21 protein-coding genes are annotated in these 24,747 nt (G+C 41.7%); 8 read left to right on the top strand and 13 right to left on the bottom strand.

Translation table 11 applies throughout. From position 1 onward, the window contains the following. Window positions 1-8 precede the first annotated feature (8 nt). Window positions 9-548 carry a DOMON-like domain-containing protein gene (locus tag AC07E5_RS06925; RefSeq protein ID WP_070153929.1) on the top strand — a complete coding sequence of 180 codons (540 nt, stop codon included), beginning with the start codon at window positions 9-11 and terminating at the stop codon, window positions 546-548. Window positions 549-671: 123 nt separating this feature from the next. On the opposite strand, the gene AC07E5_RS06930 is transcribed toward AC07E5_RS06925, so the two are convergent. Next, window positions 672-1,151, bottom strand: coding sequence for a hypothetical protein (locus AC07E5_RS06930; protein ID WP_498625101.1), 480 nt, complete (start codon window positions 1,149-1,151; stop codon window positions 672-674). Window positions 1,152-1,474: 323 nt separating this feature from the next. On the opposite strand from AC07E5_RS06930, the gene carA reads away from it, so the two are divergent. The 6 genes from carA to AC07E5_RS06960 all read left to right on the top strand — a co-directional run bounded on the left by carA (window position 1,475) and on the right by AC07E5_RS06960 (window position 8,107). Beyond that, window positions 1,475-2,614 carry a glutamine-hydrolyzing carbamoyl-phosphate synthase small subunit gene (gene carA, locus AC07E5_RS06935; RefSeq protein WP_498625102.1) on the top strand — a complete coding sequence of 380 codons (1,140 nt, stop codon included), beginning with the start codon at window positions 1,475-1,477 and terminating at the stop codon, window positions 2,612-2,614. Between the two features lie 15 nt (window positions 2,615-2,629). After that, the gene (carB, locus tag AC07E5_RS06940; protein WP_498625103.1) at window positions 2,630-5,860 is read left to right on the top strand and encodes a carbamoyl-phosphate synthase large subunit; all 3,231 of its coding nucleotides are present in this window, start codon (window positions 2,630-2,632) and stop codon (window positions 5,858-5,860) included. 82 nt (window positions 5,861-5,942) lie between these two features. Further along, window positions 5,943-6,419: a transcription elongation factor GreA gene (gene greA / locus AC07E5_RS06945; protein WP_004972169.1), complete on the top strand. Its 477-nt coding sequence runs from the start codon at window positions 5,943-5,945 to the stop codon at window positions 6,417-6,419. Window positions 6,420-6,532: 113 nt separating this feature from the next. After that, entirely contained in the window at window positions 6,533-6,745 is a 213-nt protein-coding gene (locus AC07E5_RS06950; RefSeq protein ID WP_317097584.1) for a hypothetical protein, read from the top strand. Window positions 6,746-6,838: 93 nt separating this feature from the next. After that, on the top strand, window positions 6,839-7,477 hold the full coding sequence (locus AC07E5_RS06955) for a CatB-related O-acetyltransferase (protein ID WP_317097583.1): 639 nt from the start codon (window positions 6,839-6,841) through the stop codon (window positions 7,475-7,477). Window positions 7,478-7,666: 189 nt separating this feature from the next. Further along, entirely contained in the window at window positions 7,667-8,107 is a 441-nt protein-coding gene (locus AC07E5_RS06960; RefSeq protein WP_178318542.1) for a universal stress protein, read from the top strand. A gap of 155 nt (window positions 8,108-8,262) precedes the next feature. Here the strand turns inward: AC07E5_RS06960 and AC07E5_RS06965 are convergent, their stop codons facing one another. The 3 genes from AC07E5_RS06965 to AC07E5_RS06975 all read right to left on the bottom strand — a co-directional run bounded on the left by AC07E5_RS06965 (window position 8,263) and on the right by AC07E5_RS06975 (window position 10,549). After that, a complete protein-coding gene (locus AC07E5_RS06965; protein ID WP_004972177.1) occupies window positions 8,263-8,598 on the bottom strand; it encodes an MGMT family protein in 336 nt (111 codons plus the stop codon). 84 nt (window positions 8,599-8,682) lie between these two features. Further along, window positions 8,683-9,588: a KPN_02809 family neutral zinc metallopeptidase gene (ypfJ, locus tag AC07E5_RS06970; protein ID WP_136144278.1), complete on the bottom strand. Its 906-nt coding sequence runs from the start codon at window positions 9,586-9,588 to the stop codon at window positions 8,683-8,685. A 34-nt stretch (window positions 9,589-9,622) separates the two neighbouring features. Further along, window positions 9,623-10,549, bottom strand: a complete 927-nt coding sequence (locus AC07E5_RS06975; protein ID WP_004972181.1) for a DUF808 domain-containing protein — start codon at window positions 10,547-10,549, stop codon at window positions 9,623-9,625. Window positions 10,550-10,740: 191 nt separating this feature from the next. Between AC07E5_RS06975 and trpS the strand changes: the two genes are divergently transcribed. Then, window positions 10,741-11,754: a tryptophan--tRNA ligase gene (trpS, locus tag AC07E5_RS06980; protein WP_498625105.1), complete on the top strand. Its 1,014-nt coding sequence runs from the start codon at window positions 10,741-10,743 to the stop codon at window positions 11,752-11,754. Window positions 11,755-12,344: 590 nt separating this feature from the next. Here trpS and sucD read toward each other — a convergent pair. From sucD to sdhC, 9 genes are all read right to left on the bottom strand, one after another. Further along, complete coding sequence (gene sucD / locus AC07E5_RS06985) at window positions 12,345-13,238, bottom strand: succinate--CoA ligase subunit alpha (protein WP_136144279.1); 894 nt, start codon at window positions 13,236-13,238, stop codon at window positions 12,345-12,347. Between the two features lie 11 nt (window positions 13,239-13,249). After that, window positions 13,250-14,416, bottom strand: a complete 1,167-nt coding sequence (gene sucC / locus AC07E5_RS06990) for an ADP-forming succinate--CoA ligase subunit beta (RefSeq protein ID WP_070153939.1) — start codon at window positions 14,414-14,416, stop codon at window positions 13,250-13,252. 174 nt (window positions 14,417-14,590) lie between these two features. Beyond that, window positions 14,591-16,024: a dihydrolipoyl dehydrogenase gene (gene lpdA / locus AC07E5_RS06995; RefSeq protein ID WP_004972188.1), complete on the bottom strand. Its 1,434-nt coding sequence runs from the start codon at window positions 16,022-16,024 to the stop codon at window positions 14,591-14,593. Between the two features lie 60 nt (window positions 16,025-16,084). After that, complete coding sequence (gene odhB / locus AC07E5_RS07000) at window positions 16,085-17,299, bottom strand: 2-oxoglutarate dehydrogenase complex dihydrolipoyllysine-residue succinyltransferase (protein WP_004972191.1); 1,215 nt, start codon at window positions 17,297-17,299, stop codon at window positions 16,085-16,087. A 16-nt stretch (window positions 17,300-17,315) separates the two neighbouring features. Beyond that, complete coding sequence (locus AC07E5_RS07005) at window positions 17,316-20,138, bottom strand: 2-oxoglutarate dehydrogenase E1 component (protein WP_096901045.1); 2,823 nt, start codon at window positions 20,136-20,138, stop codon at window positions 17,316-17,318. Between the two features lie 883 nt (window positions 20,139-21,021). Further along, window positions 21,022-21,732 (bottom strand): succinate dehydrogenase iron-sulfur subunit, encoded by a 711-nt coding sequence (locus AC07E5_RS07010; protein ID WP_004972196.1) that lies wholly within the window; start codon window positions 21,730-21,732, stop codon window positions 21,022-21,024. A 14-nt stretch (window positions 21,733-21,746) separates the two neighbouring features. Further along, on the bottom strand, window positions 21,747-23,645 hold the full coding sequence (locus tag AC07E5_RS07015) for an FAD-binding protein (RefSeq protein WP_004972199.1): 1,899 nt from the start codon (window positions 23,643-23,645) through the stop codon (window positions 21,747-21,749). 12 nt (window positions 23,646-23,657) lie between these two features. Beyond that, window positions 23,658-24,023, bottom strand: a complete 366-nt coding sequence (gene sdhD, locus AC07E5_RS07020; protein WP_004972200.1) for a succinate dehydrogenase, hydrophobic membrane anchor protein — start codon at window positions 24,021-24,023, stop codon at window positions 23,658-23,660. Beyond that, window positions 24,023-24,421 carry a succinate dehydrogenase, cytochrome b556 subunit gene (sdhC, locus tag AC07E5_RS07025; RefSeq protein WP_026438062.1) on the bottom strand — a complete coding sequence of 133 codons (399 nt, stop codon included), beginning with the start codon at window positions 24,419-24,421 and terminating at the stop codon, window positions 24,023-24,025. The genes sdhD and sdhC overlap by 1 nt, the downstream gene beginning before the upstream one ends. Between the last annotated feature and the right edge of the window lie 326 nt (window positions 24,422-24,747).

Below are 24,747 nucleotides of genomic sequence, written 5' to 3' on the forward strand. Positions count from 1 at the left end.
CTCCCTCAATGGCAAGTTACGAACTCAGTGCTTTTAATCGTCAATTTCAGGCCATTTCTTTGGTCGGTGCAATTGAACAACAAAGCCCATTTACGTTAAATGTTGGCTTTTGGCTGCGCGATCCAAATCAGTGGGTCGAATGGCCTGCTTTGGTGGCGTCACATCCACGTCAGGATTTTTTGTGGGAACACACCTGCTTTGAAATTTTCATTGGGGTTCAGGGCGAAGATTTTTATCGTGAAATCAATTTATCCCCTTCTCAAGCTTGGCAAGCCTACGCCTTTGAAGAATATCGTTATCCTGAGCAAATGCCGCCCGTGGCTGCGTACGATATTGAACTGAATCAGCTGAAACGCACCCATTATGGTTTGAATGTGAGTCTGGATTTAACCGAATTTATGCTGAAACATAAACTGAAATGGACAGATTTGTTTATAGGTCTAACGGCTGTGCTAAAAACCAGTCAGGGCGAACAGTTTTATGCCATGCAACACAGCAGTCCTGCAGCCGATTTTCATAATAAACGAGATTGGTTACATCAATTCTAATCTTGACTAGTTTCAAAATGCATAATTGGATTTTCATTTTGTACTTGAGCAGAAATTTGAATAAAAAAAGTGAGGCCGAACCTCACTTTTTTTATGGCTGATTAGGCTATAAGTCTTACTTGTTTAAGCTTGATCAGTTTCATCATTCGTTTCTGTTTTTTGTGGATTAACTTTTTTCCACGCTTCCAAAGTGTGTTCTTTAGAACGCTGAAACGTTTCAACCAATTGGTCTTTATGTTTCACTGAAATGCTGCTGACATCTTCTTTCAACTCTTTACCCAGTTTAGAAAGATCTTCAATAATTGCGCTAAATTCAGTTTTCACAAAGTCTTTTAATTCACCCAAATCTTTAGGTGAACTGCCAAATTGTGCTTTTAAAGCTTCAATTTTTTGCAAGACATCTTGTTTTAACTGACCCAATTGCTCTTGCACGCTGGCATTGAGTTGTTTCGCTTCGGCTTGAAGTTTTTCTTGCGTTTCCGCAACCACATCAAGCACCTGTTCTTTGGCATCATAAGTGACTTTTTCAAGCTTTTCAGCACCCTCATGCACCGCATCTTTGATTGCTTTATTGTCAGCTACTGATTTTTCTTGTTCAGTCATTTTGCTTCACCCAAGGTCGTTGTTGTTTATATTTTCAGCATAAGTGAATTTGCTCGAATATGGGTTTTGTATTGTTAGACAATCGTAGATTACTTACATTTTACTACATTGCTAAAACATAAATCAGCCAAAAAAAGCAAGCCCTTTATCTTACATATTCATCAGAAACTGAATGGACTTTTGGTGAGCTCATGCGTATAATGCAATGTTAAGTTCAAGCGAGCAGACATAGGAGGGTAGGTTTAAACATTGACCTTCCTTTTTTTTCGTCTACTCGCTTTTTTACAGCCCTATTTTTGTGGTTTTAGTTCAGGAGCTTTGGTTTGAGCACCCCCGCCATTTTAGCCCTTGCCGACGGTACAATCTTTAAAGGTACGTCTATCGGTGCAACGGGAAGTACGACTGGTGAAGTCGTTTTTAACACTGCCATGACTGGCTATCAAGAAATTTTGACCGACCCGAGTTATGCACAGCAACTTGTGACTTTAACTTACCCGCACATTGGGAACACAGGTTGTAATGATGAAGATGTCGAGTCTGGTCGTATTCATAAAGTATGGGCAAACGGTTTAATTATCCGTGATTTGCCTTTACTACACAGTAACTTCCGTTCTAATCAATCTTTAGCAGAATATTTGCAAGCACACAACGTGGTTGCGATTGCAGATATTGATACCCGTAAATTGACCCGTATTTTACGTGCCAAAGGTGCGCAAAACGGCTGTATTCTTGCTGGTGAAAATATCACTGAAGAAGAAGCAATTGCTAAAGCACGTGCATTTGGCGGCTTAAACGGCTTAGATCTTGCAAAAGTATGCTGCGACCCTGAAGGTTTTGAATGGACTGAAGGTTCATGGGAACTTGGCAAAGGCTTTACTCAACCTGAACTTAAATATCATGTGGTTGCATACGATTACGGTGTCAAAACCAACATCCTGCGTATGCTGGCAGACCGCGGTTGTCAATTAACCGTTGTTCCTGCACAAACCCCTGCTGAACAAGTCCTTGCGTTAAACCCAGATGGCATTTTCTTGTCAAATGGCCCTGGCGACCCTGCTGCATGTGACTACGCAATTGAAGCTGTAAAAACAATTGTAGAAACCACGAATACTCCTGTATTTGGTATCTGTTTAGGTCACCAAATTCTTGCACTTGCATCAGGTGCAAAAACAATGAAAATGCCGAACGGACACCACGGCGCAAACCATCCTGTACAGAACTTAGAAACTGGTACAGTGATGATTACTTCTCAGAACCACGGCTTCGCGGTAGATGAAAGTACCTTACCAAGCAATGTACGTTCAACGCATCGTTCATTGTTCGATGGCACAAACCAAGGTATTCATCGTACAGACAAGCCTGCATTTAGCTTCCAAGGTCACCCAGAAGCAAGTCCAGGTCCACATGACTGCGCACCATTGTTCGATCATTTCATTGAACTTATTGAAGCCGCTAAGAAGTAATTAAGGAGCGAAATAATGCCTAAACGTACGGATATTAAAAGCATCTTAATTATTGGTGCTGGTCCTATTGTTATTGGTCAGGCTTGTGAGTTTGACTATTCTGGTGCTCAAGCATGTAAAGCGCTGCGCGAAGAAGGTTACCGCGTTATTTTGGTAAATTCGAACCCTGCGACCATCATGACTGACCCTGCAATGGCAGATGCAACTTATATCGAGCCAATCACTTGGCAGACTGTTGCAGCAATCATTGAAAAAGAACGTCCAGATGCAGTACTTCCGACCATGGGCGGTCAAACTGCGTTGAACTGTGCGCTTGCATTAGATGCCAACGGTATTTTGGCCAAATACAATGTTGAATTAATTGGTGCAACCAAAGACGCAATTGAAAAAGCCGAAGACCGTAAATTGTTTGATGAAGCAATGCGCAAAATTGGTCTTGAATGTCCAAAAGCTGCGATTGCTGAGTCTATGGAAGAAGCCCTTGAGATTCAATCTCGCTTTGGCTTCCCTGTGATTATTCGTCCATCATTCACTATGGGTGGTTCTGGTGGCGGTATCGCATACAACAAAGAAGAATTCCTTGAAATCTGTGAACGCGGTTTCGATCTTTCTCCAACTAAACAGTTATTGATTGATGAATCACTCATTGGTTGGAAAGAATATGAGATGGAAGTTGTACGTGACAAAAACGACAACTGTATTATCGTATGTTCAATTGAAAACTTTGACCCAATGGGCGTACACACAGGTGACTCAATTACCGTTGCTCCTGCGCAAACCTTGACTGACAAAGAATACCAATTGATGCGTAATGCATCTTTAGCAGTACTGCGTGAAATTGGTGTAGAAACAGGTGGTTCTAACGTTCAGTTCGGTATTTGCCCGAATACTGGCCGTATGGTTGTGATTGAGATGAACCCACGTGTATCTCGTTCATCTGCACTTGCATCTAAAGCTACTGGTTTCCCAATTGCAAAAGTTGCAGCAAAACTGGCTGTAGGCTACACCCTTGATGAATTGAAAAATGACATCACAGGCGGCACAACACCTGCATCATTTGAACCATCAATTGACTACGTTGTCACTAAAGTTCCACGTTTTAACTTTGAAAAGTTCCCGCAAGCTGACGCTACTTTAACCACACAGATGAAATCTGTAGGTGAAGTCATGGCAATTGGTCGTAACTTCCAAGAATCTGTAAATAAAGCCCTTCGCGGTTTAGAAACTGGTGCGTGTGGTTTTGACGAAAAAATTGAAGTGGGTGCTGAAGGCGCACGTGACAAAATTTTGGTTGAACTCAAAGTTCCTGGTCCAGAGCGTATTTGGTACGTGGCAGACGCTTTCCGTCATGGCTTCTCTGTAGAAGACGTGTTCCAAGCGACCAAAATTGACAAATGGTTCCTCGTTCAGATTGAAGACATTGTTAAAACTGAAGAACAGATCAAATCTTTAGGTTTTGGTGACTTAACTGCTGAAAATGTACGTTCATTTAAACGCAAAGGTTTATCTGACTTACGTATTGCCAATTTGATGGGCATTTCACAAAAGCAATTCCGTAAACAACGTTGGAACATGGGTGTATATCCAGTTTACAAACGTGTGGATACCTGTGCTGCAGAGTTTGAATCTGACACAGCATATATGTATTCAACTTACGATGAAGAGTGTGAATCAAATCCTTCAGCGAAAGACAAGATCATGGTGATTGGCGGTGGTCCAAACCGTATTGGTCAAGGTATCGAATTCGATTACTGCTGTGTACACGCTGCGCTTGCAATGCGTGAAGATGGTTTTGAGACCATCATGGTGAACTGTAACCCTGAAACAGTATCTACCGATTACGACACTTCAGACCGTTTGTACTTTGAACCAATTACTTTGGAAGATGTACTTGAAATCGTACGTACTGAAAAGCCAAAAGGCATTATCGTACAGTACGGTGGTCAAACTCCATTGAAATTGGCACGCGCTTTAGAAGAGGCAGGTGCGCCAATTATTGGTACATCACCAGATGCAATTGACCGTGCAGAAGACCGTGAGCGTTTCCAGCAAATGATTCAACGTCTGCAATTGCGTCAGCCTAACAACAGCATTGTAAAATCTGCTGAAGAAGGTATCGCAGAAGCAGCGAAAGTGGGTTACCCGCTCGTTGTTCGTCCATCTTATGTATTGGGTGGTCGTGCAATGGAAATCGTGTATAACGAAGAAGAATTGAAACGCTACTTGCGTGATGCAGTTCAAGCATCTAACGATGCACCTGTACTGTTAGACCGTTTCTTGGATGATGCGATTGAAGTTGACGTAGACTGCGTATCTGACGGTAAAGATGTGGTGATTGGCGGTATTATGCAGCACATCGAACAAGCAGGTATTCACTCTGGCGACTCAGCATGTTCAATTCCACCTTATTCATTGTCAGATGAAGTACAGGACGAAATGCGTCGTCAAACTGTTGCAATGGCAAAAGAGTTGGGCGTTATTGGTCTAATGAACGTACAGTTTGCAGTGAAAGGCAATGACGTTTATATCTTGGAAGTGAACCCACGTGCATCACGTACTGTTCCGTTCGTTTCTAAGTGTATTGGCGAATCATTGGCTAAAGTTGCAGCACGTTGTATGGCAGGTCAATCTTTAGAAGCACAAGGCTTTACTAAAGAAATTATTCCGCAACACTTCTCTGTGAAAGAAGCTGTGTTCCCATTCAACAAGTTCCCTGGTGTAGACCCTGTGCTTGGGCCTGAGATGAAATCTACAGGTGAAGTGATGGGTGTGGGCAAAACTTTTGGTGAAGCATTCTATAAAGCTGTGTTAGGCTCGAATGATCGCTTACCAGGAATCCCAACTGAAGGCGAAGTAAAACATGCATTCTTATCTGTACGTGAGTCAGATAAACCGCATGTGGCGCGTATTGCAAAACAATTGGCTGATTTTGGCTTCAAACTTGTTGCAACGGGTGGTACGCATAAAGTCATCACCGATGCAGGTATTGAGTGTGAACGTGTGAATAAAGTGACTGAAGGTCGCCCACACATTGTAGACCGCTTGAAAAATGGTGAGATTCACCTCATCATCAATACTTCTGAAGGCAAACAAGCTCAGCAGGATTCATTCTCAATCCGTCGTTCTGCATTGCAAGGTAAAGTGTATTACACCACGACCTTGAATGGCGCAGATGCTGTATGCCAAGCCTTAGCGATTAAATTACCAATGGATGTATATCGCCTGCAAGATCTTACTGTAGGTTAATACATTTCAATAAAGTCCCGTCACCTTTCGGGTGGCGGGCTTTTTTCATTTATAGACTTCAATATTTTTAAAGAGGGACAACATGCAACGTTATCCTATGACGCCTGAAGGTAAACACGCTTTAGAGCAAGAATTACAACAACTTAAATCGGTTGAACGTCCACGTATTACTGCAGCGATTGCAGAAGCGCGTGAACATGGCGATTTAAAAGAAAATGCTGAATACCATGCCGCACGTGAACAGCAAGGTTTCTGCGAAGGTCGTATCCAAGACATCGAAGGTAAATTAGGCGCTTGCCAAGTAATTGATGTTAAAGAATTGGAACAAAACGGACGTGTGGTTTTTGGTGTGACTGTGACCATTGAAAACCTAGACACCGAAGAGCAAAAAACCTACAAAATTGTAGGTGATGATGAAGCTGATTTTAAAATCAATAAAATTTCAGTGAATTCGCCTATTGCACGCGGTTTGTTGGGCAAAAATGAAGGCGATGAAGCCAAAATTGTCACTCCGCAAGGCGAAGTGGAATATGAAATTGTGAATGTAGAATATCTTTAAGTTTTAATAAAGATGACTACACGCGATGCCCCTCTTTGAGGGGTTTTTTATTGCCTATAAATCATACAGCCGAGCTTATAGATTATACTGCGATAAAAATAGAGGAAAATAAGATGGAAAATCGCTTCATTCATGCATTTGTTTATGCACTTTCAGGGGCTGTTTTAGGACTTATTTTGATTCCAGTTTGGGGACTCTATATCAATACACAGAGCAATCCCATCAACATCATATTGGCAGCATCACTCTTTTTTGGCATTTGGGGTTTCATCTTTCCCCATAGTGTCAAAAATATTTTTATGTTTTTGTGGCATTGGTTTAGATAATCAGAACATCCCTACACCGCAAAACTTTCGCACTTTTTAGCAGTGCTGAGCAATATTCGTTATAATTCCCTTACCTTCCCACACGAAAAAACCATGTCAGAAGCGCTGATTAATTCCCCTGTCAAACACTGGTGCGAATTTGAGTTTATCTCCAAAACTGTAAAAAATCCGAATATCCATATTAAAGGCAATTACTCGTATTATTCAGCTTATTGGGATCAGGGCTTCGAGCGTTGTGTAGTGCGCTATTTGCACGACAAACCCGCTACAGTAGAAAAACCAATTGATCAGCTCTATATTGGCAATTTTGTCTGCTTTGGAGCTGAATGTGTGATTATGATGGGTGGCAATCAATTGCATCGCAGTGACTGGATTTCCGCTTTTCCATTTGATACCCGTAGTTTTGTTGCTGCAGGTGATACCAAAATTGGTGATGGTTGCTGGATTGGCAGTCGAGCCATGATTATGCAAGGCGTTGAACTGGGTGAAGGTGCTATTGTGGCTACAGGTGCAGTGGTTACGCAAGATGTACCACCTTATGCCATTGTGGCGGGGGTACCTGCTAAAGTGATTAAATACCGTTTTAATGCAGCTGAAATTTCCGACATTCTGGCACTAAAACTGTATGATTTAGATGAAAAATATCTGCTACAAATACGAGAACAATTGCAGACAGATGACGTTAAAAAACTGGTGGAATTTTTTAAAATTCAGCACAACAATAAGGACTAAAACTTTAGTTGAATTTCAAGCACAGCGTCATAATTTCATGCTAAATTAAGGTGAAATAAGGACTTACAGCACTCAATTATCTTTATGAAATTACTGGGTTTTATTCTCTATGAATTCAGCGTAAGATAAGACAGGACTCAGAGCGAATATTTTATTAAAGTATTGAAATTACAATAAGGAGAAACACTCATGGCTTACCAAAACATCCTCGTACCAGTGGACGGTTCTGAAACTTCTTTTGCTGCTGTTGCAAAAGCTGCTGAACTTGCAAAAGCATTTGGTAGTAAAATTACTGTGGTTCAAGTACTTACTCTTGACCCATACATTGCTGCAGAATACATCACAGCAAACCAAACCAATGACTTAATTGAACGTGCGCGTGCTTCTATCGTAAAAACTTTAGAAGAAGCGAAACTAAAATTCACTGAGCAAGGTGTTGAAGCTGAAACTAAATTACTTGAAGGTCAAGTCATTGCACGTGAAATCAGCAATGCTGCGAAAGAGTTAAATGCTGACCTGATCGTGATCGGTTCTCATGGTCGTACTGGCTTGAAAAAATTATTCTTAGGTAGCGTTGCGCAAAGCATCCTAAGTGAAGGTACAACACCTGTATTGGTTGTACGTCAATAAGATTGCGTGTTCCTCATTTCTACGGAAGTGAGGAACTTCCCCTCTCATTTAGATTTCTTTGTTTGTTCTAAAATTTTTATTTGCAGCACTCTATTCAGCAAATTTTCTCAGTATCACCATATCTCAATATTAAACGCTCGATTTAGCAGCTCAGTTTAATTCTGCCATTGGTATTGTTTTAAATTCACCTTTTCTGCAATTACCACAATCCCTTCTTCCTGTAATTTTAAAGTTTGTATATTTTCTCCTTGGGCGTTTAGTTTGCTTAGGCTAATTTTTCCTTGCGCATTAATCACCCGATGCCACGGCACAGTATGTTCTGCCGATAAATGCCTGAGGACATAACCGACCAAACGTGCATGTTTGGGCAGACCCGCTAGGCGTGCCACTTGCCCATAGGTCGCAACCTGACCTGCTGGAATCAAACACACCACGTTCAAAATCATGTGTGCTAATTCATCACTCGGTTTACGGCTTAACGTTGTTTGCATCTATCCACTCGCATTCATTTAGCCTATAAAAAAGGAGCGACTGGCAGCACTCCTTTTGTTTATAAAACTTGATTTTTAAGTCAGTTAAATTGCGGCATTGAATGTATCACAATCACTGATCAAGCCTGATTTTAAGCCAGTCTGGAACCATTGTACGCGCTGTGCACTGGTACCATGCGTAAAGCTATCAGGCACGACTTGCCCACGTGCACGTTTTTGTAAATAGTCATCGCCAATTTTATGTGCCGCATCCATTGCTTCTTCAATATCACCTTGTTCGAGGAATTGAGTACGTTGATGGTTATGATGCGCCCACACTCCCGATAAACAGTCCGCTTGTAATTCCTGACGTACCGAAAGCTGATTACCCTGTACTTCGCTGACTTGCTGACGTGCTTTATGCACTTGTTCTGAAATCCCTAAAATGGTCTGAATATGATGCCCAACTTCATGCGCCACCACATAGGCTTGAGCAAAATCGCCCGCTTGATCATTTCGGCTTAATTCAGTCTGATTTTGTTCACCACCAATGCCCATTTGCTGACGCATGGCTTGGAAGAATGAAGTATCAATATATACTTTTTGATCGGCAGGACAATAAAATGGCCCCATTGCCGATTGTGCCGTACCACAGCCAGAATTGACCACACCTGTAAATAACACCAGTTTAGGTGGTATATATTGGCTATTTAACTGCTGCTGAAACACTTGTGACCACGTATCTTCTGTATCGGCCAAAACAGTGCCCACAAACTCCATCGCCTCTTGTTGTTCAGGACTTGGATTATCTAAACCTTTAGTTTCAGCACTTTGCGCATGTGAGGTGACTTGCTTGGTCGCTTGATAAGCCGATTGCGGATCGATGCCAAAGAACTTCCATGCAACAAAGGCCACCACTAAGCCCAAAATACTGATACCGCCCGCTTTTGCTCCACCGCCACCACGGCGGTCTTCTACATTCGTGCTAACTCGACGACCTTTCCAACGCATTATTCTTATCCTTCTCTTAAACTCTGATAATAGATTAAGCCGATTTAGACTTTGACCACACTTTTTGAACAAGTGCGACCACAATCACCACCAAGATGCCTGCCAAAATACCCACGACAAGGTTCATCAACATTGGCGTGACTGAACCTACAATACTGCCCATCGTTGGGATGTCTTGTACATACTCTACCGTATCTTCTGTGAAATGGTGCACAAAAGGAATAGCATGATTGATAATTCCTCCACCAACCAAGAACATCGCTGCAGTACCCACCACAGATAAAGTCTTCATTAAAATTGGAGCAAATGCCAGTAAACCACTCCCAATACGTTGTTTAAAATTGGCAGCTTGTTCTGTGAGGTATAAACCAATGTCATCAATTTTGACAATTAACGCAACGAACCCATAGACACCCACCGTCATGGCAATCGCAATTAAACTTAATACTGTCACTTTGGTTAGAAAGCCTGCCGCAGCCACAGTCCCCAAAGAAATCACCACAATTTCCGCCGATAAAATAAAGTCAGTACGCACAGCACCTTTAATTTTTTCGGTTTCATAAGCCGCAAGGTCTTGCTCAGTTTGAATTAGCTCAAGTTGCGCTTCTTTAGCCGTTTGGGCTTTTTTGTGTTGTAAGGTGTGCATGATTTTTTCCACACCTTCATAACTTAAAAATAGACCACCAACCACCAATAAAGGATTGATTAACCACGGCGCAACGACACTAATTAATAACGCGAGCGGTACTAAAATTAGCTTATTGATGAATGAACCTTTAGCCACACGCCATACCACAGGCAACTCACGCTCTGCACGTACACCACTGACTTGCTGCGCATTCAATGCCAGATCATCACCCAATACCCCTGCTGTTTTTTTAGCAGCCATTTTACTCATGACGGCTACATCATCTAAAACGGTTGCAATGTCATCTAATAAAAGTAATAAACTGCTCGCCATTGCTTTGTTATCCTTATGCGATTTTCTATCTATTTTAAAACTGTACGCAAATAAACTCTGTATTTACTTCATTAATTTTTTAAACGAATTCAATTCAATCTATTTAAGGAAGTGACATTGAAAAATATTATGCCTTACAATGTAGCAATTCATCGGTACATAGATGTCGTAGATACGACTTGGAATAAAAAATGAGTAATCAAGATAATCGTCCTGTGATTTTGACAGGCGATCGTCCAACTGGACAACTACATTTAGGTCACTTTGTGGGTTCTTTACGTTCACGTGTAGGTTTACAAGACTCACATCATCAACATCTGTTACTTGCCGATGCTCAAGCCTTAACTGACAATGCCGATAACTTTGAAAAAGTCCGTCGTAATATTATTGAGGTAGCAACCGATTATTTAGCGGTGGGGATTGATCCAACAAAAACCACCATTTGCGTGCAATCTTGCCTGCCTACATTAAACGAACTCACCATGTTGTATTTAAACTTCGTGACTGTGGCACGTTTGGAGCGTAACCCAACCATTAAATCTGAAATTCAGATGCGTGGTTTTGAGCGTGATATTCCTGCAGGTTTCCTGTGCTACCCTGTAGCTCAAGCAGCCGATATTACTGCATTTAAAGCAACGGTCGTTCCTGTAGGTGAAGACCAAATTCCAATGATTGAACAGACCAATGAAATTGTGCGTCGGGTGAATCGTCAAATTGGTCATGACTTGCTACCTGAATGTCAGGCATTGTTGTCAAATGTCGGACGTTTACCTGGTTTTGATGGTAAAGCGAAAATGTCAAAATCACTGGGCAATACCATTGTGTTAGATGCCACAGACAAAGACATTAAAAAAGCTGTCAATGCAATGTACACCGACCCAAATCACCTGCGTATCGAAGACCCAGGTCAGGTTGAAGGCAACGTAGTATTTACTTATTTAGATGCCTTCGATACCAACAAAGAAGAACTTGAAGAACTGAAAGCGCATTATCGTCGTGGTGGTTTGGGCGATGGTACGGTGAAAAAGCGTTTGGAAGGCATTCTAAAAGAATTGATTGGGCCGATCCGTGAACGTCGTATCGAACTTGCTAAAGATCCTGACTACATTATGGATATTTTGAAAACAGGCACCGACAAATGCCGTGATATTACCCAGCAAACTTTAGATGAAGTGAAAGCTGGCTTGGGTGTATTCCGCTTCTAAGCATTTTGTAGATACAAATATTTTAAAGTCTCTTATTCACATGAATAAGAGACTTTTTATTTGAGTAAAAATCAACATAAGATGACGTGATTCACAAAAAACACTTATTACTTACGTGATTTAACATCACGTAACCTGAATACTGCGGATTAGTATTTCTTCTCAGTTTAGTATACTTACATGCTTTAGGAGTAATCCTAATTTCATAACATTTCTCCGTTATCGAAGCTGTGAAAGCAGATTCGTTTTCATACGCAATGATCACCCCAATCATTGCGTATTTTTTTTATTTGAATCAGCTGTTTATACAGCTTGTTCAACAATAAAAAATCATTTCCCTAGATGCAAAAACTACTTGAACGGCTTTGTCGCACAAAGATTTCATAACTATATGATTTAAAAGTTTTGATTATTTTTTGATACAAAATTAAATTTATTTAAATCAGATGCTTACATATTTATGCAACAAAGCAATACCAAATTAACTCTTATCATATACTTTATCTCTCAAATGTGGCTAATTTTTCAACATAAAAAATCCCCAAAATTGGGGATTGAGTACTGAATAAAATCAAGATCTTCAAAATTTGTTATTTAAGCAAACCTTGATCTTTTAATACTTGCCACATGGTAGAACCCAATTCAGCAGGGCTACGCGTATAAGCAATTCCAGCACGCTCAAAAGCTGCAAATTTTTCTTCCGCAGTGCCTTTACCGCCTGAAATAATTGCACCCGCATGTCCCATACGCTTACCTTTAGGTGCTGTCACTCCTGCAATATAACCCACCACAGGTTTGCTAACATTCGACTGGATATATTCCGCAGCTTCTTCTTCTGCCGTACCACCAATTTCACCAATCATAACAATCGCATCGGTGTCTGGGTCGTCTTGGAACAATTTTAAAGCATCAATTTGATTCATACCTGGAATTGGGTCACCACCAATCCCGATACAGGTCGATTGCCCTAAGCCTAATTTGGTGGTTTGTGCCACAGCTTCATAGGTCAAAGTACCTGAACGTGAAATAATGCCAATTCGTCCTGGTTGATGAATATGCCCTGGCATGATGCCAATTTTACATTCACCTGGTGTAATCACACCTGGGCAGTTTGGTCCCACCAAACGTGTACCATTGCCATTGGTTTCTAAATAACGCTTGGCTTTGAGCATGTCGATGGTTGGCACACCTTCCGTAATCACCACAATCAAACCTACTCCAGAATCGACTGCTTCTACAATCGAATCTAAAACAAACGGTGCAGGCACATAAATCACCGATGCATCTGCACCTGTTTCACGTACAGCTTCTTTCATGGTGTTAAATACAGGTAATTCCAAATGGGTTTGACCACCTTTTCCTGGCGTTACCCCACCCACCACTTTAGTTCCATAATCAAGTGCTTGTGCTGAGTGAAAAGTACCATTTTTACCAGTGAAACCTTGTACCAATACTTTGGTGTCTTTATTAATTAATACGCTCATCCTGATTCTCCTTAAGCTTTCACTGCAGCAACAATTTTTTCTGCGGCATCAGACAAGCCGTTTGCAGAAATAAGTTTTAATCCTGATTCATCGAGTAATTTTGCACCAAGTTCCGAGTTGTTCCCTTCTAGGCGAACCACTACAGGTACCGTCACATTTACTTCCTGAACCGCTGCAATAATTGCTTCCGCAATCATGTCACAACGTACAATTCCACCAAAAATATTAATCAGTACGCCTTTAACCGAGTGATCTGCCAAAATAATTTTAAAGGCTTCAATTACGCGTTCTTTGGTTGCACCACCACCTACATCCAAGAAGTTCGCAGGCTGACCACCATAGAGTTTAATAATATCCATAGTTGCCATTGCTAAACCTGCACCATTCACCATACAACCGATATTGCCTTCTAAAGCAACATAGTTCAGGTCAAATTCTGATGCACGCAATTCACGTTCATTTTCTTGTGTTTTATCGCGCAGTGCCAAGACTTCAGGCAAACGATACAGCGCATTGGAATCAATACCGACTTTGGCATCGACACATAAAATGTCGCCATTTTCACGTACAGACAATGGGTTAATTTCAAATAAGGCAAAATCATTGTCGATAAATGCCTGATAAGCCGCTGTCATAATCTTCACAAACTGCGTGATTTGACTGTCTTTGAGTTTTAATGCAAAAGCCACTTCACGTGCCTGAAATGGCAATAAACCCACTAAAGGATCAACTTCTACTTTAATAATTTTTTCTGGGGTTTCTTCTGCCACTTTCTCAATTTCAACACCACCTTCAGTAGATGCCATAAAAGTGACGCGACGGCTAGAACGATCTACCACTGCACCCAAATACAGTTCACGCTCTACAGGATAAACATCTTCAGCCACTAAAATACTGTTTACAGGCTGACCATAGGCATCGGTTTGATAGGTGACCAAACGTGTTCCAAGAATTTGGTTGGCATAGTCTGCTGCTTCTTGTGCAGATTTTACGACCTTCACGCCGCCCGCTTTACCGCGACCACCTGCATGCACCTGAGCTTTCATCACTGCAAATTTACCGCCCAGTTGCTCGAAAGCTTGCACAGCTTCTACGGCTGTAGTTGCCAAAATGCCTTCTTGTACTGGCATACCATATTTTTTTAATAGCGCTTTTGCTTGATACTCATGTAGATTCATTGACTAACCTTTTACTACTTCTTTTATTCAGTTATCACCACCAATATCAAACCTGCGTTTTAATATTGCTTTCCTTGTGTGGTGTTTTTCCTATGCTCTTTACTTTTAGATGATTATTCCCATAAATACAACCATCAAATGCAAAAAGAGCGGCCTAAGCCGCTCTTTTTAGTGTTATTTGCGTTTACGCTGAATCGCGTGAATCGCACGCCCATCTACAGCTAAAGCGGCTTCATGCACCACTTCAGAGAAGGTTGGGTGACCAAATGTCATTAATTGTAAATCTTCAACTGAAGATACAAACTCAAGTGCAATCATACCTTGGTGAACGATGTCAGACGCAGCAGGTCCAATCACGTGCATACCCAATAAACGATCTGTTTTTGCATCTGCAACAAACTTCACGAAACCAGCACCTTCGCCTGCAGCTAAAGCACGACCATTTACCGCGAAACCGAATTGACCAGTTTTCACTTCGTGGCCTTTTTCTTTCGCTTGCTCTTCAGTTAAACCAACCCACGCCGCTTCAGGGTGTGTGTAGATTACTGAAATGATTGTGTCGTAGTTAACTTGTGCAGCATGACCGTGAATACGCTCAACTGCCATTACGCCTTCTTCCATTGCTTTGTGTGCAAGCATTGGACCACGTACTAAGTCACCAATTGCATATACACCTTCAACAGAAGTTGCACACCAATCGTTTACTTCAACCAAACCACGTTCAGTCAGTTTAATACCGCAGTCATCTGCCAATAAACCTTCAGCATAAGCACGACGACCTACACAAACGATCAATTTATCGAATGTTTGTTCTTTGTCTTCGCCGCCTTGGGTATATTTAACAGTCACTTCACGACCATTAACTTCAGTACCTGAAACTTTCGCACCGATACGGATATCCATACCTTGCTTGGTCAATAGTTTTTGGTAGTCTTTTGCCAAAGCTTTGTCAGCCATTGGTAAGAATGCATCCATTGCTTCAAATACAACAACTTCTGCACCTAGACGACGCCATACTGAACCAAGTTCAAGACCAATTACGCCTGCACCAATCACACCTAAACGCTTAGGCACTTCTGGGAATTCTAATGCACCAGTAGAATCAACAATAATGTCTTGATCTACAGGAGCAACAGGAATATTTACAGGAACTGAACCAGTCGCAAGAATCACATACTTAGGCTCTAAAACTTGAGTTTCGCCTTCATGAGAAACGAACTCAACTTTTTTACCTGCAAGCAATTTACCCGTACCTTTTAACCACTCAACACCGTTACCTTTTAATAACTGATCAATACCGCCAGTTAATTGGTCAACGATTTTGTCTTTACGTGCTAATAGCTTCGCAAGGTCAAACTGTACTTCACCTGTAGTGATACCATGATCTGCCAAGTGATGAACCGTATCTTCATAACGATGTGAAGAATCAAGTAATGCTTTAGATGGGATACAGCCCACGTTTAAGCATGTACCACCCAAAGATGGTTTACCTTTGTGAATACGTTTTTCGATACACGCAACTTTAAAGCCAAGTTGAGCCGCACGAATTGCCGCTTCATAACCACCTGGGCCACCGCCAATAACAACAAGATCAAATTGTTGAGACATTTTTATCTCCAAAAATGGGCTTAGAGGATCGCTCCAAGCCCACTGATTTATTCTTTAGAATTAAAGGTCAAGGATGAGTTTAGCTGGCTCTTCTAACAATTCTTTGATTGTTACAAGGAAACCTACAGCTTCTTTACCATCAATTAAACGGTGGTCATAAGAAAGCGCTAAGTACATCATTGGCAAGATTTCAACTTGACCATTTACCGCCATAGGACGCTCTTGGATTTTGTGCATGCCCAAAATTGCAGTTTGTGGCGTGTTTAGAATTGGTGTAGATAATAATGAACCGAAAGTACCACCGTTAGTAATGGTGAATGTACCGCCAGTCATATCTTCAATACCTAGCTTACCGTCACGTGCTTTATAAGCATAGTCACGAATACCGTTTTCTACTTCAGCGTAGTTCATGCGGTCTGTATCACGTAATACAGGAACCACTAAACCACGGTCAGAAGAAACCGCAACACCGATGTCGTAGTAACCGTGATATACGATGTCTTCGCCATCAATAGAAGCGTTTACTGCTGGGTAACGTTTCAATGCTTCAGTTGCAGCTTTCACGAAGAAAGACATAAAGCCTAAACGTGCACCATGACGTTTTTCAAATGCGTCTTTGTATTGTGCACGCATTTCCATGATTGGCTTCATGTTCACTTCGTTGAATGTTGTCAACATTGCAGTTTCTTGAGTCGCTGCAAGTAAACGCTCTGCAACACGCTTACGTAAACGTGTCATAGGAACACGTTTCTCGATACGCTCACCTACCGCAACGCTTAATGGCGCAGCTGCAGCAGCAGGTTTAGCTTGATGATTTGCAACATCTTCTTTAGTGATACGACCACCACGACCTGTACCAGAAACGTCTGCAGCATTGATACCTGTTTCAGTCAACGCTTTACGTACTGCTGGTGCTTGGTCAGCAACTGGTTGTGCACGCTCAACAACTGGCGCAGCGCCTGCTTCAGTTTTCGCCGCAGCTTGCTCTACTTGTGCTTCAGACTGAACTGCTTGAGTTTGAGCAGCGCCAGAAACAGCACCCGCTTCAAATTGAGCAATTACTTCGTCAGAAAGAACTGTATCGCCTTCGTTTTTGATGATTGCAGAGATTGTGCCATCAGCAGGAGCGACTACTTCCAAAACAACTTTATCGGTTTCAATATCACAGATCACTTCATCACGTGAAACTGCTTCACCTGGTTGTTTGTGCCAAGTTGCAATCGTACCGTCTGCAACTGACTCTGGAAATACCGGTGCTTTAATTTCGGTTGCCATTACTTCGAATCTCCTGTTATTCAGCTACGATCGCAAGCGCGTCATTGATGAGCTGAGCTTGTTGTTTTGCATGCAAATATGGTGAACCACACGCTGGTGCTGCAGATGCTTCACGACCCGCATAACTAATGCGAATCTGTTTACCAGTTTTCATTACGTCATCATATAAACGTGGCGCGATGAATAACCAAGCACCTTGGTTCTTCGGCTCTTCTTGAGTCCAAACTAATTCTTTTACGTTTGGATAAGAAGCAAGAACTTCAGCAAGACGTTGTTCTGGATATGGGTACAACTGTTCAATACGAACAATTGCAGTATTGTTCAATTCTAATTCACGACGCTTTTCAAGCAAGTCGTAATACACTTTACCACCACACAATACCAAACGCGTCACGTCTGATTTGTTGATGTTGTCAATTTCATCAATCACAGTCTGGAATGTACCAGTTGCAAGCTCATCAAGGTTAGACACTGCTAACTTGTGACGAAGTAAAGACTTCGGCGACATGATGATCATTGGCTTACGGATTGGACGAATCGCCTGACGACGTAAAGCGTGGAAAATCTGTGCAGGTGTTGTTGGTGTCATCACTTGCATGTTTTCTTCCGCACAAAGCTGTAAGAAACGCTCTAAACGTGCAGATGAGTGCTCAGGACCTTGACCTTCAAAACCGTGTGGAAGAAGCATCGTTAAACCACACACACGCTCCCACTTGGTTTCGCCAGATGAAATGAACTGGTCGATTACCACTTGAGCACAGTTGGCAAAGTCACCGAATTGTGCTTCCCAAATAATCAAGCTCTTTGGAAGGGTCGTCGCATAACCATATTCAAATGCCAATACTGCCATTTCAGACAATAATGAGTCGTAGATTGCAACGCGTGGTTGGTTCTCTTTGATGTGGCAAAGTGGAATATAAGTTTTACCATCGACTTGGTTATGCAGTTTTGCATGACGGTGCGAGAAAGTACCACGACCAACGTCTTCACCAGTCAAACGAACAAGGTAACCCTCATCCAACAAAGATGCGTAAGCTAAAGTTTCAGCTGCACCCCAGTTTAGTGGCATTTCACCTGTTTGCATTTTCAAGCGATCGTCAATCACTTTGGCAACTTGGCGCTGCATCACGAAACCTTCTGGAAGTTTACGCATGGTTTGACCAAGTTCTTTCAAACGCTCGATAGGGAAAGTTGTATCCCAAACGTCTGTATAGTCGTGACCCAAGTATGGCGACCAATCTACAAACATTTTAGTATTTGGCTCAAGTACCAATGCGTTCGCAACGTGATTACCCGCTTCTAAATCTGCGCGGTAATCTTCAATCATTTGATCTGCTGCTGCGCGATCCAACACACCTTCTTGCACCAATTGGTCAGCATACAAAGTACGTGTAGTGGTCTTTTTGTTGATCACTTGATACATCATTGGCTGAGTTGCTGCAGGTTCATCCGCTTCGTTGTGACCACGACGACGGTAGCAGAACAAATCAATCACAACGTCTTTACGGAATGTATGACGGAAATCGTGTGCCAATTGAGATACAAAAATCACCGCTTCAGGATCATCGCCATTCACGTGGAAAATTGGCGCCTGAATCATTTTTGCAATGTCAGTACAGTATTCAGTAGAACGTGCGTCACGTGGGTCAGATGTTGTGAAACCAACTTGGTTGTTAATCACAATGTGAACTGTACCACCTACGGTATAACCGCGAGTTTGTGACATTTGGAAGGTTTCTTGGTTAACACCTTGACCTGCAAATGCGGCATCACCGTGAACGATTAATGGCAATACATCATCACCACCAATGTCTTTACGACGTACTTGGCGCGCACGTACAGAACCTTCAACCACAGGTCCAACAATTTCTAAGTGCGATGGGTTAAACGCAAGTGCCAAGTGCACTTCACCACCCGGAGTCATCACGTTAGATGAGAAACCTTGGTGATATTTTACGTCGCCAGAACCTTTTTTATGCAAGCTCTTACCTTCGAACTCACCAAATAGGTCTGCAGGGTTTTTACCCATGATGTTCACAAGCAGGTTCAAACGACCACGGTGTGGCATGCCAATCACGACTTCTTTACAGCCAACAGCACCCGCACGTTGAATGATTTCATTCACCATAGGGATAAATGATTCACCGCCTTCTACACCAAAGCGTTTCGCACCAACGTATTTATTACCTAGATATTTTTCTAGACCCTCAGCTGCTGTTAAGCGCTCAAGAACGTGTTTCTTTTGATCTGCAGTAAATGTGAACTTACCACGTGCGCTTTCTAAGCGTTGTTGAATCCAGCGTCTTTCTTTGGTATCAACAATGTGCATGTATTCTGCACCAATTGAACCGCAGTAGATCGCCTGCATGGCATCAACCATTTCGCCTAGTGTTGCTTCAGACTTACCAATTTCCAAATTACCTGTATGGAAAACAGTATCTAAATCAGACTTGGTTAAACCATGTGCAGCAAGATCAAGATCTGGCACGTCTTCACGTTTTGCCAAACCTAGTGGATCTAATTTTGCTTTTTGGTGACCACGGTTACGGTAAGCAGCAATCAGTTGCAACACGCCAATTTGACGTTGTTCATGTTCAGAACTCACTGAACCTTGAACAATGGCTTGAACGCGATTTGAATTACGACCTAATAAAAGGAATTGCTCACGTACATTACTGTGTGGTTGATCACCCTTCGGGAATTTATCGAAATATTCGCGCCAATCAGCACCGACTGATTCCGGTGACGTCAAATAATGCTCGTAAAGTTCTTCAATATACGCTGCACTATCAGCGGAAAGTTCAGTGTCAAGACGCAGTGCGTCAGCAACTTCTTGCATTTGTGGACCCATTTCCTATTGCAAAAACATTTTCCAGGATGCTTTTTAAGCAAAACCCATGATTGATAATGTCAAATTGGTAACATGACATTAGTCCCCAGTTGACATATGTCATGAGGCGTTATCACTACATTAGGAAAACCCAATGTCATTTATGAATCATAACGCCCTCATTGGCATCATCACTCATTTATATACTCGACCCAAGCCGAGCAATTTTTTGCAAAATCGTTTTAGAAAAAATAAGTGCTCAGTCTTAGCTTTTCTAATACGACTTTTCTGCAATAGTCCTGATTTAATAACACATCATTTGCACTTAAAATGTTGATAAAATGTACAAAAATTCAACATTTTTCAGATATAGTCATTTGTTAATCGTAACATGATCTCAGAAATGCAATTGATTTTTTTGACACATACCTCCTATAAATTGGCGAAATACACTGATTCTATTTTCATCTAACATATGGTGCTTTATTTAAAAAACAGATGCAATTTAGACCAAAGTCCAACACCGCTATTTCAGATAAAATAAAAGAGAGCACATCTCTCAATCTGCCCTCTCACTTACACGTTACATGATAACATCTAAAAATAAATATTGCAGCTAAACTTGGCATTTGCCCATGCTTTACAACAAAATAGCAGCACTGGATTACAATTGTGTGCAACTTTAGTCGGCTAAATGCTGTTTTTGTCTATTTATCCAACAGTTATACCTAAAAAATATCAAATACTCACTTTTTAATCACTTCTTTGCATGCAACATTTTTCATTTACGTACTCATCAAAAACAAGCAACTTATCACACGACTTTTATCGTAATTTTGGCACAAAAAAAAGCACACCTAGGTGTGCTTTTCTCAACTGATCACGCAGTCTATTAGCCAGCCATATCTAAAAGCATGTTACGGATGTGACCGATTGCTTTAGTTGGGTTCAAGCCTTTAGGACATACAGATACACAGTTCATAATACCTTTACAACGGAACAAAGAGAATGGATCGTCAAGACGAGCCAAACGCTCTTGAGTTGCAGTATCACGCGAATCGATAATGAAACGATATGCATTCAACAACGCTGAAGGACCCAAGAACTTGTCTGGGTTCCACCAGAATGATGGGCATGAAGTTGAACAACATGCACAAAGAATACATTCATACAAACCATCAAGATGCTCACGCTCTTCTTGAGATTGTAAACGCTCTTTTGGTGGCGCAGGTTGGTTGTTGATCAAGAACGGATGAATCTTGTTATACTGATCGTAGAACTGATTCATGTCTACAACCAAGTCTTTAATTACAGGAAGACCTGGAAGCGGACGAATTGTGATCACTTCTGGTAAATCGTTTAGGTTCCAAAGACACGCTAAACCATTTTTACCATTGATGTTTACACCATCAGAACCACAAATACCTTCACGACATGAACGACGGAATGTCAAAGATTCGTCTTGTACCTTCAATTCAAGAAGTGCATCAAGCAACATACGGTGCTTATCAGTCAATTCAAGCTTAAAAGTTTGCATGTACGGTGCTTTATCCTTATCAGGATCGTAGCGGTAGATATTAAATGTACGAGTACCTCTACTCATCTTACTTCTCCCAATTAGAATGTACGTGGTTTAGGTGGAATAGCAGCTACAGTAAGCGGCTTGTAACGTACTGGTTTGTACTCAAGACGGTTATCTGTAGAGAACCATAAAGTATGCTTCATCCACTCATCATCACGACGACCATAAGAATAAGTTGGGTGATCTGGTGGTAACTCAAAGTCTACAACCGTATGCGCACCACGACATTCTTTACGTGCAGCAGCTGAGATTAGTGTCGCTTTAGCAACTTCATACAAGTTTTCAACTTCTAATGCTTCTACACGTGCAGTGTTGAATACTTTAGATTTGTCTTTCAAATGAATGTTGCGAACACGTGGCTCAAGCGCAAGAATTTGTTTCACACCTTCATCAAGCAATGCTGAAGTACGGAATACACCTGCGTGGTCTTGAACGATGTTACGAATTGCATCAGCAACTTCTTGAGCGTTTTCACCTGAAGTCGATTCGTCAAGTTTACGAATACGGTTCACAGTATTTTCAAGTACAGTTGTTGGAAGTGGTTCGTACTCACCATCATGTTGCTTAGTCACATACTCAATGATGTGTTGACCAGCAGCCTTACCAAATACAACCAAGTCAAGCAATGAGTTTGTACCTAAACGGTTTGCACCGTGTACAGATACACATGAACACTCACCAATTGCATAGAAACCTTTTACTGGTTTAGCAAAGTCACGGTCACCCGCGTTGGTTGTATATGTATCAGTTTCTGCGTTGTAGTTCGCAACCAACTCTTGAGTTTCACGGCTTTCTGGAACAACCACTTGACCATGAATATTGGTTGGAATACCACCCATTTGGTAATGGATTGTAGGCACAACAGGAATTGGCTCTTTAGTACAGTCAACGTTCGCGAATTTCTTACCAATCTCAAATACAGATGGAAGACGCTTCATGATTGTGTCTGCACCCAAGTGCGTCATATCAAGCAAGATGTAGTCTTTGTTTGGACCACAACCACGACCTTCTTTAATTTCTTGGTCCATAGAACGTGATACGAAGTCACGTGGCGCCAAGTCTTTCAAAGTTGGTGCATAACGCTCCATGAACGGCTCGCCTGAATCGTTACGAAGGATACCACCCTCACCACGACAGCCTTCCGTTAACAATACGCCCGCGCCCGCAACACCTGTTGGGTGGAACTGCCAGAATTCCATATCTTGTAATGGAATACCTGCACGCGCAGCCATACCAAGACCGTCACCAGTATTGATATATGCGTTTGTAGATGCACGGTACACACGACCTGCACCACCTGTAGCAAACAATGTCGCTTTCGCTTGGAATACTGCAATTTTACCTGTTTCTTGGTCAATTGCAGTCACACCTAGTACATCGCCAGCTTCGTTACGGATCAAATCAAGAGCAATCCATTCTACGAAGAATTGAGTACCCATTTTCACGTTGCTTTGATAAAGCGTGTGAAGAAGTGCGTGACCTGTACGGTCAGCTGCAGCACATGCACGTGGAACCGCTTTTTCACCGTAGTTTGCAGAGTGACCACCGAATGGACGTTGGTAAATTGTGCCGTCTGCGTTACGGTCAAATGGCATACCCAAGTGTTCTAATTCATAAACCACTTGTGGCGCTTCACGCGTCATGAATTCAATCGCGTCTTGGTCACCCAACCAGTCAGAACCTTTTACTGTGTCATAAAAGTGGTAGTGCCAGTTATCTTCTTGCATGTTACCAAGAGATGCACCAATACCACCCTGCGCTGCAACAGTGTGTGAACGTGTAGGGAATACTTTGGTCAATACCGCAACTTTCAAACCTGCTTGAGCAAGTTGGTAAGATGCACGCATACCTGAACCACCACCACCAACGATGACTGCGTCAAAGAATTGGTGTGGAATATTTGTATAATCTTCTTTAGGGTTAATCGCGCCCATGATATTTTCCTATCAATTCGCCCAGAAAATCTGGATTGCCCAGATTGCGTATGCAAAAACAGCAATAATCACTGCTGAAGTCAGCACTAGGCGTAAACCTGAAGCTGAAGGACCCATTTGACGAGTAGTCACATAGTCAGTGAATACTTGCCACATACCGATCCAAGCATGTGCAACAAGAGATAAGACTGCCAATAAAGACATAATCTTCATTGGTAATGTCATCATAAAGCCGTACCACTGTTCAAAGTTGAATCCACCGTTAAGAAGAATCCAACCAAATACCACAACGGTATAAACAGCAAGAACAACAGCACTAATACGTTGGATAAACCAATCGCGAGAACCTGAACCCGTTAAACCTGTAGCACTTTTCATTAGATTACAATCCATACAAATGCTGCAACGATACCGATAGCAGACAAGATCAATGAAATAGTAGCTGCAATGCGACCACTTTGCAGTTCTTCTGCAAAACCAAGGTCAGCAAGTAAGTGCTTAACACCAGCAATGAAGTGATAGATTAAGCCGGCTACAAATACCCATACGATAAAGCGCACAAAGAAACCGTTAAAAATTTCTTGAACTTGAGCAAAACCTTCAGGTGAAGACAAAGACTTGTCTAACAACCATAAAAGTACTGGTACGAGTAAAAATACGATGACACCAGAAAGACGGTGTAGAATTGATGCAATAGCCACGGGCGATTTTAAGTTTACTTCTAAAACTTGACCCATGGACAAATTGACAGGTCTGTTGCTTTTCACAGCGGGCATCCTGTAAGTAAAAACTCCATCCGGAGTTTGTTGGAATAAATTCGAAGGAAAGCTGGCATTGTCAGGCAAATTCATGCCTAACCTTAAAACGACACTGAATTATAAAACGTCAACTGTTAAAATACAAACAACTCTACTCGGCTTTTTGGCTAAAAACCCTTTAAATAAGAATCATTAACAAGTATAAAAGCAAACCACTCGCCATCAATAGCCACACAAGCAAACATAAACCCATGTTTTTTCAATCAATTATTAAAATAAAAATTCTTAATGACGCAATAAACAGCTTTAGAATATTTAGACTAAAGATAAATTTGTACTTTGTT

The sequence above is a fragment of the Acinetobacter seohaensis genome, from assembly GCF_056431365.1.